Below are 12,943 nucleotides of genomic sequence, written 5' to 3' on the forward strand. Positions count from 1 at the left end.
TGCAGGTACGCATCTAAGTCGGCTCCTTCTGAGGTTGGCGAATCCGTACTGCCTAGATGGTCAAGCGTTTCGCGAATAAATCTGTCCGCTGCGACAAAACGGGTCTGAAACTTTAGCTTCTCCAGATACAAAACAACTTGCTGCTGTTTTAGTCGAAGCAAATCGTCCAAACTTTCCTCAACCGAACTACGAAAAGCCTTCTCGAAATTGGCATACCCCAGTAATCCCACTATTAAAGTTGATACCAAGGCAACAAAAGTTAGAAGAAAGTTTAGCTTCAATCTAATAGGCATTTGACAACTTCCTAAGCTATTCTTAAAAATTAGCAAAACCGTAGGAAACTGCACTTATTGGGCGAGTAGCGTTTCCGGACAGACTATACTGCAATCTCATTGCGACGCAGGGCTTCTAACTTTATTACTGAGACTTGGTGCGAGGAAGCAAGCAAACAGTGCGCCAATAGTCATTAAATACTTCAACTATGTAAACAAACTCATCATAATTTATGGGTTTTCTAATAAAACCGGCGGCTCCAAGCCGATAACTTCTGTCTATATCGCCGGCATTCATAGAGGAGCTAAGCATGATCACTGGTATGTTGTTATAGGAATTATTAGCTTTAACCTTCAGCAGGAATTCAAACCCATTGAGTTTTGGCATGTTAATATCCAGTAAAATGAGGTCTGGCCGTGGGAATTCGGCGTTAGAAGAAGTTTGCTCAGAGCGGTTTAAATAATCAAGAGCCTCAGCGCCATCGCTAGCGATAAGCATATTGCTCGGAAGAAGAGCCTCATGAAAAGCGCGTTTAGCAATTATGACATCGTCCTCACTGTCATCCACTAACAATATATTTAATAGCATTTGACTGCTGTTGGACTGCAAAACCGTTTTAGTCATCCTCTAGCTCATTGTGGTGCGATTTATAGCATCTATAAAAATCTTTTTCGTAAATGGTATATACCGTTTACAAAAAGTAAAATATTTAACTTACTTTTTGGAAACGGTATTTTTTGTTTATTGGCAAGTGCTTACGCACTTGCTGTTTATACCATTTACAAAAATCATTTTCGTAAATGGTATAAACGACACATCAGTCGATAAACTCAAACGAGATTTGTTGGATCTGTTTCCCGATAAGTTCTTTAATGATATTCTGCGCTTGTTTTTCGGCGCACTCATGAATATCAACAGAATAATATGTAGTTGAATGTTTTCTAGGAACGGAATTGAGGTGACCTCTTGATGAAACCATTTCCAGTTGTGAAGTTTTTTCTGTGTTCATTGTTAGCAAGCGCGGTTTTTTTACCATTGAGAGCCAAGGCAGACATAAAAATTGAGTATTTTAATATTGTTTCGGGCCGTTTAGTCTTTGCAGCTACTAAAGGAGTTGGCAAGAGCGACATATATGTGCTGGATTTTCAAAAACTAGCAGCATCTCCAGTAATAGAAACAAGTGGGAACGATACTTACCCATCTTGGTCACCCGATGGAACTGAAATCCTCTATGAGTCGGATGAGTCTGGCAATTTAGAAATATACATAGCGCGCTCTGATGGATCGAATGTGCGCAATCTTACGCGAAATCCGGCCACTGATAAGAATCCACACTGGTCACCAGATGGAAAAAGGATAGTTTTTACGAGTAGTCGTCTGGGCAAAGGGGAGAATTTGTTCATCATGAATACAGATGGCACACAGCCACTGGCCATAACCAACAATTCCAACCGAAATTCAGTTCCGAAATGGTCCCCAAGAGGCAATGAAGTCATATATTCAACGGACTCGTATTGGCCGGGATGGGACATAGTGCTTTACGAAATCGAGGGCAAACGTAGCATGCGCATGACAAACGGGTATAATTCTTTTTGCAGAGCAGATTGGCATCCGAATGGCGGCAAGTTTGTATTCTCTTACGGATCCGGGAAAGACATAGACCTCTGGATTCAGACTAAGGGCGGCGCTCCTGAGCAACTTACAAGTCTTGCGGGTAGAGAATACGATGCAGTTTGGGATAACGATGGGAAAAGGATATTTTTTGTAAGTGAATCCAAACCCGGTGCTAGCGACTATCATCTATTTTTAATCGATGTGGAAACGAAACTAGTTAGCCAAATTACTTCTGGAACTATGGCAATTCGCTATCCAAGCTGGACCCCCTATCCAGAAGTAAATTTCGCGGAATCTAATGCGAAGTCAACCGCACCTTCGCCAGATATATCTACCGACGACGCAAAAAATAAGGAAGCTAATTAGGTGCTATTAAAAAGAAACGACTAACATGCCTAGAACACTATTCTCTTCGCTCGCAGCACGCAGTCTGCTTAAGATAATTCAAATGTCGGTTGTTATGTTCGCGATTATGCCTGCTGCATTGGCTAGAGCACAAATCGCTAACTATAGCTCGTCGGAGAATTCCGCAACCGCCCTAACGAACATTGACTTGCTACTCAACTCAATTCCCGGAGTAAATCGCGACTATCTGCTGAATTCAAACATTGCAGATTATAACAGCGATGGAGCACTTACTTTTGCGGCCTTTGGCGATAGCATCACTCGTGGAGTTGGCGACACGTACGCTGTGGGCGACACTGTGCATAAAACTGACCCGATAGACGTTGGCGAAGCTGGCTATCCATTGCGAGTGGAGACAGTAATGGGAATTAACGTATTTAATCTCGGAGATCCGGGCGAGACACTTTCAGAGGAAGGATTGGTTCGTTTTGCTGAAAAAATTCCAAACCTTCGACCGGATATAGTTTTTATCGGTGGTGGCTCAAATGATGCTTTTTCTTGGATTAGCGAAAGCGATTTTTTTCGCTCTGCTCAAACGATGATTAACATTGCACGCGCAAGTGGTTCATTTCCCATTCTACATAGTACTCCACCATCCTGCTGCGAGCATTCTGGAATCGCCACATTTACCGAGGGCTACAATCGCCAACTCGAAACCCTGGCGGCAGTTAACGACCTGCCTTTTAGCAACGTAAATAAGGGGTTTACTAACACATGCAAGTCCTCAAAATGTTATTTACTAAATCTTCCGGAAGGTTTACATCCAAACATTGAAGGATATGACGTTATGGGAGAAGTAGTGATGGCGAGTTTATTAAACATCGACTTGTTTGCTCCTAATGGCCCTCAATCTCTCGAATTAGCATTAAACCTACCGCCTGGATCTGTAAAAACTGTTCCGGATGCCGTTCTCAGCAGTAATAACGCAGGGATTTCGCAACAAAGCGATTGACTCGACGGCGCGCGATTGACTAAGGGGCAATGAGACAAGATTCTACCGCTATACGCCATTGCAGTACCGCAGCCCGTTTTGCGGCCGTTAAGAATTATTTATTCGCCTTATCCTTATTTGTTTTCACTTCCTGCTCGCCAGCTTACGTTTTTCGTGCGGGATGGGAAGAGGCAAAGATCCTACTTGGGCGCAAGCCACTTGACGAGTTGATAGACTCGAGCGATACGGCGGCAAACCATAAAGAAAAATTTCGCCTAGTAAATGATGCGCGCAAATTTTCAGAGACTCTCGGATTGAAACCTAACAATAGCTTTACCCAGTATTCGCATATAGATCGAGATGTCTTAGTTTGGGTTGTTAGCGCATCTCCTAAGACGACCTTCGAACCAGTTACATGGTGGTTCCCAATTGTTGGACGAGTGCCTTATAAGGGGTTCTTCGAAAAAGAGGATGCAATTGCCGAAGTAAAGAAGCTGCACAGCAAAGGATACGACGTTTATCTTCGGCCAAGCGCCGCGTTTAGCACACTGGGGTGGTTTGACGACCCATTGTTATCCACTGTTCTAAAGTTCGACGAAGTATCTCTAGTAAATACCGTCATCCACGAGATAGTGCACAATACCGTATGGGTGAAAGACAATGTGCATTTCAATGAAACTTTGGCTAATTTCCTCGCCAATGTTTCAACTGAGCAATTCTTTGGAACGAGAGACGACAAATATCGGGCTTTTCAATCCGCTGCTGAAAATCAATCTCATGATGACCTTCTTTTTGCTAGTTATTTGTCAGCACTGCGCCTAGAGCTAGAAGCACTTTACGCAAAAAACTTACCTGTGGGTGATGAGATAGCGGATCCGAAGGTGCTATCAACTTCTGATATCCTCAGCGAACGCGAGCTAATATTCAAGAAGGCTCGGCCAACATGGGAATCGCTTAAGGCACGTTTTAAAGGCCCCAACTATAAGAACCTGCCACTACCAGAAAACAATGCAGCAATTATAGCTTACTGGATATATTTGAAGGACATTAACCTATTTGCCGACTTATACCGCGCAACTAACTATAGTGTTCCGAAGTTTCTTAAGGAGATTAAACTCATACAAGAAATTAGCCGACAAGAACGCCGAGATTCATATCTAGTTATGCAAGAACAGCTAAAGGGGGAAGGGTAAAAACAGATATGCAGCGACAATATCGACTGGTTCTAGGACATGCGTTGTTAGCAGTTTTGATGTTTACCCTTACGAACCTAGCGGCCTGCAAACCGCAAACAAAAGAACGTGAACATAAAGTCCCTTGTGGCGGACTAGCAGATTACCTCTGTCCAAACCATATGTATTGTGAACTAGGAAAAGATTGTGGTGGATTTGATGCGGCGGGCTTTTGCCAAATCAGACCAATCACTTGTCCAAATGTTACCCAGAAAGTTTGCGGTTGCGATCATAATACATATGCCAGCGCTTGTTACGCAAATGCACGTGGCGTGTCAGTTGCTAAGGAAGGAGAGTGTAAGAACAAAGCGGATAAGCAGTAAGCAAACGCTAAACGCTAGCGTTTATACCATTTACAAAAAGTAAAATATTTATACCGTTTACAGAAAGTAAGTTAAATATTTTACTTTCCGCAAACGGTATTTCTTGTTTGTTGGCAAGTGCTTATGCACTTGCAGGTTATACTGTTTCTAAAAATTCTTTTTAGAAACAGTATAACTTACTTTTTGGAAACGGTATAGCGTTTTGTTCAGGACACCTCAACATAGCTGTCAAATGTCTCATACAAAACTACCTTGTTGAGTTTGGCCTTTTGATTCCTCATAACCGTAGGTCCCACTTCTCGCAACAGGAAGTTGGCCAGATTTTCTGCGGTGGGATTGCCAACAAGTGTAAATATTTTCTGTTTGGGCAACGCCGATAACAATTCTAAAACCGTCTTATCTTCTGCGTTGCAAATAAATGCGTGATCCCAGTTTCGCTCTATCCACTCAAGAAAATCCTTTTTAATGTCGTAGAAATCCACTACCATATCTTGATCGTCTAGCTCCGGGGCTGCGATATGCAGATAGGCAGTATAATTGTGGCCATGAACTGAGGCGCATCCACCCTGATGATTCATTAGCCTATGGCCTGCGACAAAATCGATTCGCTGAACCGCGGTAAACATTTATAAAAAAACTCCTCTACCTAAAAGTTGCCTGCCTCTCAATTAGCATATTGCACTCCATCCACAAGGCCCGTGCCGATGAAAGCCTCCTTTCTTTCTAAGCACGTAGCACATAGACCACAATGCACTTCCCCTCCAGCGTAACAAGACCATGTTTTCTCAAATGGCACCCCAAGCGATGCCGCCAATAAGACTATGTCGACCTTGCTCTTATCTATAAATGGGGCAATGACATCGATAGAACTCCAATCACACTGCTTTGCTACGCTATCCATGTCCGCAACGAATTCAGGCCTACAATCTGGATAAACCGCTCTATCTCCCGCATGCGCTGCATATGCTACCGCCTCGCTCCGTGTAGAAATTGCCCATGCGATAGCAAGCGATAAAAATACCATGTTGCGATTGGGAACAATTGTAACCTTCATATTTTCTAACTGATATTTCCCTTGAGGCAAAGGCACATTCCGATCCACTAGGGCACTCTCCCCAAACAGACCTCCGACTTGAGAAATATCTAGTACCCTAAGCTCCTGTCCAATTAAACAGCAAATTGACCTAGCCGATTCTATTTCCCTGCAATGACGCTGACCATAGTCAATGCTGAGACAACGCACCTCATGGCCTTGGCGGCGCAAATAAAAAAGCAAAGTGGTGGAATCTAAGCCGCCTGAATATACTAAGACTATTTTCATGCCTGAAACTCTCGCAAATAATGCCAATACTATATAACTCTGCTAATAAGTAAACAATTAGCGTCTTTTGAGAAGCAGCAATTGCCCAATGCACACATTTTTATTTTCTCCTGCTTCATGCCATAAGAGTAAGCTTTATAATTCACCAATAGCGATGCCGATTAAGCGGCAGTAATGTAGTAGTCTTGGAATTATGCCTAGTTTGTTAAATAAATTAAACGCCGTCACTTCATCGGAATCGATAAGGGAAAGCTCCATTGTAGATTTTGAGAACTCTGGCAGATGCCTTGCAGCACTCGTGCTGTCTGAGAAAAAGGGCAAGTGGAGCGTCCTGGACGAGCGTGGGCGAGAGTCTCAGTTGTCTTCCGATAGATTGTTTCTACTCTCAGCTCGGTCGGATTTAGCGAACGCTTCTAATTCAGAACGCATTTCGTTTTTAAGTGCCTTAAGTCAGGAAGCCCAAAGTCTCGAGAATTCACTTAATCTCGAAGAAGTTTGGGACGTAGTAAGAGATACTTCAAAAAAAATTACAGTTAGCGATGTTTGCGATCTCGTTTACGGGGAGAACGGTGCCAGGGAGCGGCTTGCGGCTCATAGAGCGCTACTGGAGGATAAGATTTTTTTTAAGCGACACAAAACGCACTTTGAACCTCGCGCGCCAGAATTAGTAGATGAACTCAAACTTCGTGCCGATACAGAGGCAAAGAAGGAGGCTAAGAGAGAGCAGCTTTTAGATTCTATTCTGTCGATCCTCAAAGGAGAAAAGCGCCAGCTTCCGCCAAATATTCGGGAGATAGAGCAACTCGCCGTTTTTGGCACACAGGCTCCGGACGCTAAGAACGCCATATCTCTTTTAGAGCACGTCGTTAAAACTAGTGGTCTCACATTACAGGGAACGGCAGAGCGCAAGGCGTTTGAACTACTAGTAGCCGTTGGTCGTTTTAGTCCAGATGAAAATCTCAGCATACACCGCTTTGGTAGATCGGCTGAGTTTGAGGCTAACCTTTGCGAAATGGCTAGAGACATTGCTGCCGCTACGACTTCCTTGCAATTTGAAGATCGAGAAGATTTCACTCATCTCCATGCAATTACCATAGACGACGAAGCTACGCGCGATATCGATGATGCCCTAACAATTGAAACGACTCAAAGTGGCTATCGCTTAGGCATTCACATCAGCGATGTAACTGCGTTAGTTGATGAGAGTTCCCCTTTGGCAGAGGAGGCTTTACAAAGGGGTAGCTCAATTTACTGCCCAAATTTTCAGATCCCGATGTTTCCCCCAGCCATATCCCAAAATGCCGCTAGTTTAATTAGCGGAGCAAACAGATTTGCTTTGAGTTTTTTTGTAGAACTTGACAGCCAATATGCTATTAAAGCACGGCTTATTAAGAGAACTATAATTTGCGTTCGGGAGTCCATATCTTATGATGAAGTGGATGAGTTACTATATGGGGACAAAGGCACAGGTTCCACGCTAGAGCACGAAAAATCGCAAATGTTGTTAAAATTTTGGGAGATAGCCTCCTGTCTCGAAAATAGACGGATTAGCAAGGGAGCTGTTTCCTTCTTTAGACGCGAAAAAACGCCAGTGGTGTTGGATGATGGCAAAATCATCCTCGAGCACTCGTCAGAAGACAGTCCCAGTAGAAAGCTCGTAGAAGAGATGATGATTCTTGCTAACGAAACGGCAGCGCAATTTGCCGCAGACAATTGCATACCAATTATTTTTCGTTGCCAAGAAAAGCCGGATATCGAAATCGACACCGTAGGTTTGGATATACCTGAGGGCCTCGCTCGCGAGTACGCACAACGCAGCCAATTTAAGCGCTCCCTCTACATGACAAAGCCATCTGCACATTTTGGTTTGGGTTTAAGTGTCTACACTCAAGTCACCTCTCCGATTCGCCGCGCTATCGATCTGCTCAATCAATATCAGCTAGTCAGATTTTTGCTAACTAACAGCCTAGCCTTTGAGCCCCAGAGGCTCGATGAGTTGTTAAGTTCACTGGAAACGCATTTGGCCGAGGTATTTACGATTCAACGCGAAGCTAACCGTTACTGGCTACTAAAATACCTTCAACAAGAGCGAATTTCAGAAATTTGCGGGACTGTCGTCAAGATTAGCGGGAAGCGCCCTCTGGCAGAACTAGATATACTGCATTCGCTTCAGCCGTTTACCCCAGTAGGAAGCAATAGAAGTTCTAGGTCTGGCGCGCCGAAATGTTTAGGCGAATTAGTTAGATTAAAGATTCAGCACATCGATCCACGAGAAGACAGTTTGGTGCTCATGGAAATGAGCCCAAAAACTTCTTAGGCCATTAATGGCACTGTTCGGGCGAACAAATGCCACTCGAGTCGCAGCCGCTAGCGAAGCTAAAAGATTCGTTTGCACATAGTCCAATATAGTTTACTAGCTCCACTAAAATCCGCACGTCAGCCGCCAAGTCCTCCAGGTTGCTTTCTACATGGGATGGAATTTGAGTAGGCATGATATCGTTTTCCACGAATGGACTTCCCTTTTTAGTTGATTGAAAGTAACGGCCATTTGAGCCGCAGTTTTCCCTACATATTGGATTATCGACAAGGGGAATAGGTTGCTAAAATAATAGAGAAATAAATTTTTACATTCTCGCTTCATGAGTTCTACTCTCGCTTTGCGGAGTAAAATCAATTAGTTGCGCGATGATAGAGCCTACCCAAACTTTACTCTCAAGCTTTAAAATATCTCTATGTGAGTCGGCTGATAGCCATATTAAAGCAGAATCTAGCTTTGGTTCCCTCTTACTGCTATCTGTAAGCTTTTCGACGCTTGGTACTATTCTATATGCCCTTACAGTTGTGCCATTGCCTAAACTTAAGCTCTCCAGTCCAGCAACTCTAAACGATATCAAAAACCGATTCTTGCCATTAAAAACATCAAATGTGTGCACAGAGCTAACTTCTATGGGCAAGGAGCGCGCCAAAAAAGCAGCAGACAAAGGATCGAGAGTCAGATTATTCGTGGCAAAAAACTGATTTGTTCCCTCTTCCCCATCTTTCCAACGGCGAGACTCGATGTGACCACTATCTAAAAACCTGACCTTGCGAATGCTATGATGTGAATTTTCTTTTTGCCAGGTAGTAAAACTAAGAGGCTTTAATGAGTTAGCCTCAAATAAGCTTTCCGAGTGGTGGCGAAGTTTATAAACCCAATCAATAACGTCTGCGGTTTTTGCATTTGCCTCAACTCTAAAAAACTTCTGCCCCTCAATTAAACGCTGCTTAACAACGACATCTCCACTAGCAACCGAAATCCCCTGCCAAGCTATGTCATATTTGTACGCGCCAAGGGGAAGCTGGAGTTTTGTATGGTTTTCATACGAATCGGTTTTTACATACACAGCCCCGGGATCTAAATATTCTCCAATTACGCGACTCGGAAAAACCAAACACCAAACTATCAAAATGCCATGAAGAATTCTCATAAGATATTGCAAAATTTAAAGCGCCTTAATATATGCACTATTAAATAATAAATTCCTCTGTTAAGTTAACAATCAAGTAGCTCGCGAAAGCAATTTTCAGATAAAATATATCACTTTTTGTAAAAACTGCAAACATTCGTCTTTTATTCCGAGATGTACTCTTTTCCACAATCACCGCATCTAGACAGTGTTCTTAAGCGACACTTTTGCCGCAATTCAATAGACATTTTAAAATCGGTCTATGAGTTATCTATACTAAATTGTGGAAGCATGGAAAATGGCCTGCATGGCCGAAACTTTCCTACTTGCAATGCCAAGCCCGCACGAATTGCAATAATACTTATTAACGATGCAACGGTTAGATGTGCAGAGGTTATTGCGGCGGGTTTTCTCGCCTGCGCGAACGAAGACCAATTGCAGAAAATAGATTTTGCGTCGCTGTCCTTTATAAGCGATTACGCCCTTAGCATACTCGAACTATCGCGAAAAGCACCGGACACATTGCTTAACAGACGTAATTCCCTTGCTATCTTGCAAGCTAGCCGCCTTGCATGTGCATTGTGGCTAGACAGGGCTCGCCACGTGCACATTGCCGAGAACTTGTGTCAAATCAGCAAAGAGAGGTTTTTGCAGCAAACAGCCCTCTACATATTACTTTCTAAAGTCTATTCTCCCAAAATTTCAGTAATGCTTAAAGCCTGGGAAGAGAGATTCATAAAAAAGCAGTTAAAGCATACCGAGAGAAAAACACTTGTATCCGCGCAAAGTAACTCTGCAAGAGCCCGACATGAGCTCGAGCGATAGCGAAGTAGAGAATGTACCTAAGACTCGCGTATTGGATTGGATAGCTACGCTTCCATTTGCTGTCTGCTTTATTCTACTATTAATCGCCATGGATCCAATTCACCGCGTAGGCTATTTTTTTGGTGCCAAAGTGCAAGACTCACTTTTTATAGCATTAAATAAAGGACTAGTAGCCTTACTAAGGATCCTTAATGCGCGAATTGCAGTGGAAAAGAGCGACAAAATAGATCCAAACAAGCAATACATCATAGTATCTAATCACCAATCGCTTTTTGATATCCCTATTATTGCAAGCATCTTGGCGAGAAACAACCCGAAATTCATCGCCAAAAAGGAGCTGGGTCAGTGGATTCCCAGCGTATCTTTTGTGTTGCGTCGAGGCAGACATGCCTTAATCGATCGCTCCGATGCAGGTAGCGCGGTTCAATCTATTTCGCAACTTGGCACTATGATGCAGCGCAGTGGATTTTCTATGGTGATATTCCCTGAGGGAACACGAGCAAGAGATGGCAAATTAAAGAAATTTCGCTCATTGGGACTAAATGCTCTTATTAAGGCCTCTCCTGATTGCCAAGTCCTGCCGGTTACAATTGATGGCTCATGGAAACTAGCCTTCTACAATTTCATGCCGATACCGAGAGGAGTTGTAATAACGATTAAAATCGGCGACCCGATTTTACACAACGCTGACGTATCGGCTTCAGCTCTTTCGCGTATGGCCGGAGAAATAATCGCAAAGAACATAAAAGAACTACACTCTCAGCATGACATGCATGGTTGAGAAGTTCGATCTATAGGTAGAAACGTCAACTTTTCGACTAACCCCTTTCCAAAATCATCTGCTTATCATAGGATTTTAGTTTTTATGGCTAGATTAACGACAAACGCACCCAAGGGTTTTCGACCTGTTCCGAGAACAGGTGTGATATACGTGATGACTGAGGCTTCTAGGCGAGGTTACCAGCGGACTGACACGAACTGGGCAAACCTTGGGCAAGGAGCGCCAGAAACTGGTCATTTGCCCAATTCGCCCGAAAGAATCACATCTATAGTGTTAGATGACAGCGATAATGAGTATGCACCCATAGATGGCCTACCAGAATTGCGAGATGCAGTAGCTAATCTTTATAATCAGCGGTATCGCCAAAAACACAAGAGCAAGTATCGCAGGGAGAATGTCGCAATTAGTGCTGGTGGTAGGATTGCCCTGACCCGTCTAGTTTCGACATTGGGACGCACTAACGTGGGACACTTTTTACCGGACTACACGGCCTATGAGGAACTACTAGATGCATTTGGAACTTTTTCACCGATCCCAATTCTTTTGGATCCGAGTGAAAACTATTCCTTTAGTTCAGAGCAGTTGAGAAAGGAAATACTTGGGCGCGGCTTATCGGCTATCCTCCTTTCAAATCCGTGTAATCCAACGGGGAAAATGATTTATGGCTCCGAACTCGAGCAATGGGTAGCTGTTGCTCGAGAGATTGGCTGCACAATTATATTGGATGAGTTTTACTCACATTATACATATGCTAGCGATTGTCTGAGCGTATCAGCGGCGGCTTATGTAGAGGATGTCAATAGAGACCCAATAGTCATAGTCGATGGCTTAACTAAAAACTGGCGCTATCCTGGCTTTCGCGTCTGTTGGACCGTTGGACCGGAGTCAATAATTGAGGGAGTATCATCGGCTGGAAGTTTTTTGGATGGTGGCTGTGCCCGACCCATGCAAAAGGTTGCTCTTCGGCTAGTATCTCAAGACGTTGCCGACAAAGAGGCGCGTGCTATCAAGGAAACATTTTCAACTAAAAGGGATTACCTTTTTAATAACTTATTAAGGCTTGGAATATCGGTTAACCCAGCACCGTTTGGAGGATTTTATTGCTGGGGAGACTTAAGTGGCCTGCCGAAGAACCTTCAAAACGGCATGAGTTTTTTTGAAAGAGCACTTGATGCAAAAACCATCGTTGTACCCGGTGAATTTTTCGACATCAACCCCGGCAGGCGGCGAGCAGAAAGGCCAAGTCGTTTTCAAAACTACGTCCGCTTCTCCTTCGGTCCTCCACTTGAGGAAATCGAGCGAGGCATAAGTTCCATCGAGAAATTTCTGTAGGCGGCAAATTTTAAAGCTCACCTTACTAGATCAAGCAATAGCCATGATATTTGGTGCATGTCAACTTTGTCATTTGCCGAAACAATTTTGTTCTACGTCGCTGCAATGAGCAATACGAAATCCATTCAGCGAAGTAATGTTGGGCCATTTTGTGCTTTAAGTGGGCTTGTTTTTTCGGAAGTGAGTCATGTTCTGCCGCCGAGGCCCATTTTTTTTGTGCTAACTTTGCAGCTCGCGCGAGTGTTGGCGCACCGCTGCCGTATCGGCTGGTGAATGCGCTGGGGAGTAGTAGTTGATTAGTATGCCGGAAGAGCGTTAGCTCGAGGAGGTAACGGCGGCAAAAATGTGCCTGGAGGCCAGATGGCTTTGTAGTCTCCTATTTTCCAGCACTCGTAGGCTTGCCTACAAAGGGCAGTGATGTGCTTCATTTCTGAAATGAGCTTAATTCTAATTTCTTTAA

At 43.7% G+C, this 12,943-nt stretch carries 14 protein-coding genes; 8 read left to right on the forward strand and 6 right to left on the reverse strand.

Features of this window, described 5'->3' with window-relative positions; genetic code table 11:
• Together IT291_07045 and IT291_07050 are read right to left on the reverse strand one after the other, a co-directional pair.
• Positions 1-293, reverse strand: a 293-nt coding sequence (locus IT291_07045) for a hypothetical protein (protein ID MCC6220979.1), incomplete at its 3' end; no start/stop codon positions are given.
• 124 nt (positions 294-417) lie between these two features.
• Entirely contained in the window at positions 418-897 is a 480-nt protein-coding gene (locus tag IT291_07050) for a response regulator (protein ID MCC6220980.1), read from the reverse strand.
• A gap of 345 nt (positions 898-1,242) precedes the next feature.
• On the opposite strand from IT291_07050, the gene IT291_07055 reads away from it, so the two are divergent.
• The 4 genes from IT291_07055 to IT291_07070 are packed head-to-tail and all read left to right on the forward strand — an operon-like array spanning position 1,243 to position 4,778.
• A complete protein-coding gene (locus IT291_07055; protein ID MCC6220981.1) occupies positions 1,243-2,253 on the forward strand; it encodes a PD40 domain-containing protein in 1,011 nt (336 codons plus the stop codon).
• A gap of 25 nt (positions 2,254-2,278) precedes the next feature.
• Entirely contained in the window at positions 2,279-3,244 is a 966-nt protein-coding gene (locus tag IT291_07060; GenBank protein ID MCC6220982.1) for a hypothetical protein, read from the forward strand.
• Between the two features lie 29 nt (positions 3,245-3,273).
• Entirely contained in the window at positions 3,274-4,416 is a 1,143-nt protein-coding gene (locus tag IT291_07065) for an aminopeptidase (protein ID MCC6220983.1), read from the forward strand.
• Between the two features lie 8 nt (positions 4,417-4,424).
• Positions 4,425-4,778, forward strand: a complete 354-nt coding sequence (locus IT291_07070) for a Kazal domain-containing protein (GenBank protein ID MCC6220984.1) — start codon at positions 4,425-4,427, stop codon at positions 4,776-4,778.
• Between the two features lie 206 nt (positions 4,779-4,984).
• Here IT291_07070 and IT291_07075 read toward each other — a convergent pair whose 3' ends face one another.
• The gene (locus tag IT291_07075; GenBank protein MCC6220985.1) at positions 4,985-5,404 is read right to left on the reverse strand and encodes a 6-carboxytetrahydropterin synthase; all 420 of its coding nucleotides are present in this window, start codon (positions 5,402-5,404) and stop codon (positions 4,985-4,987) included.
• A gap of 38 nt (positions 5,405-5,442) precedes the next feature.
• The gene (queC, locus tag IT291_07080; GenBank protein MCC6220986.1) at positions 5,443-6,099 is read right to left on the reverse strand and encodes a 7-cyano-7-deazaguanine synthase QueC; all 657 of its coding nucleotides are present in this window, start codon (positions 6,097-6,099) and stop codon (positions 5,443-5,445) included.
• A 193-nt stretch (positions 6,100-6,292) separates the two neighbouring features.
• Between queC and IT291_07085 the strand changes: the two genes are divergently transcribed.
• A complete protein-coding gene (locus IT291_07085; protein MCC6220987.1) occupies positions 6,293-8,416 on the forward strand; it encodes an RNB domain-containing ribonuclease in 2,124 nt (707 codons plus the stop codon).
• Positions 8,417-8,420: 4 nt separating this feature from the next.
• Here the strand turns inward: IT291_07085 and IT291_07090 are convergent, their stop codons facing one another.
• Both IT291_07090 and IT291_07095 read right to left on the reverse strand, forming a co-directional pair.
• Positions 8,421-8,606: a hypothetical protein gene (locus IT291_07090; GenBank protein MCC6220988.1), complete on the reverse strand. Its 186-nt coding sequence runs from the start codon at positions 8,604-8,606 to the stop codon at positions 8,421-8,423.
• Between the two features lie 117 nt (positions 8,607-8,723).
• Positions 8,724-9,566: a DUF3108 domain-containing protein gene (locus tag IT291_07095; GenBank protein MCC6220989.1), complete on the reverse strand. Its 843-nt coding sequence runs from the start codon at positions 9,564-9,566 to the stop codon at positions 8,724-8,726.
• Positions 9,567-9,836: 270 nt separating this feature from the next.
• Between IT291_07095 and IT291_07100 the strand changes: the two genes are divergently transcribed.
• The 3 genes from IT291_07100 to IT291_07110 all read left to right on the forward strand — a co-directional run bounded on the left by IT291_07100 (position 9,837) and on the right by IT291_07110 (position 12,483).
• The gene (locus tag IT291_07100) at positions 9,837-10,370 is read left to right on the forward strand and encodes a hypothetical protein (GenBank protein MCC6220990.1); all 534 of its coding nucleotides are present in this window, start codon (positions 9,837-9,839) and stop codon (positions 10,368-10,370) included.
• On the forward strand, positions 10,354-11,151 hold the full coding sequence (locus IT291_07105; protein MCC6220991.1) for a 1-acyl-sn-glycerol-3-phosphate acyltransferase: 798 nt from the start codon (positions 10,354-10,356) through the stop codon (positions 11,149-11,151). Before IT291_07100 ends, IT291_07105 begins: the two co-directional genes overlap by 17 nt.
• A gap of 84 nt (positions 11,152-11,235) precedes the next feature.
• Complete coding sequence (locus tag IT291_07110) at positions 11,236-12,483, forward strand: pyridoxal phosphate-dependent aminotransferase (protein MCC6220992.1); 1,248 nt, start codon at positions 11,236-11,238, stop codon at positions 12,481-12,483.
• Positions 12,484-12,943: the final 460 nt, after the last annotated feature.

This window comes from Deltaproteobacteria bacterium, assembly GCA_020845775.1.
In the GTDB taxonomy this organism is placed as follows: Bacteria; Bdellovibrionota_C; UBA2361; order SZUA-149; family JADLFC01; genus JADLFC01.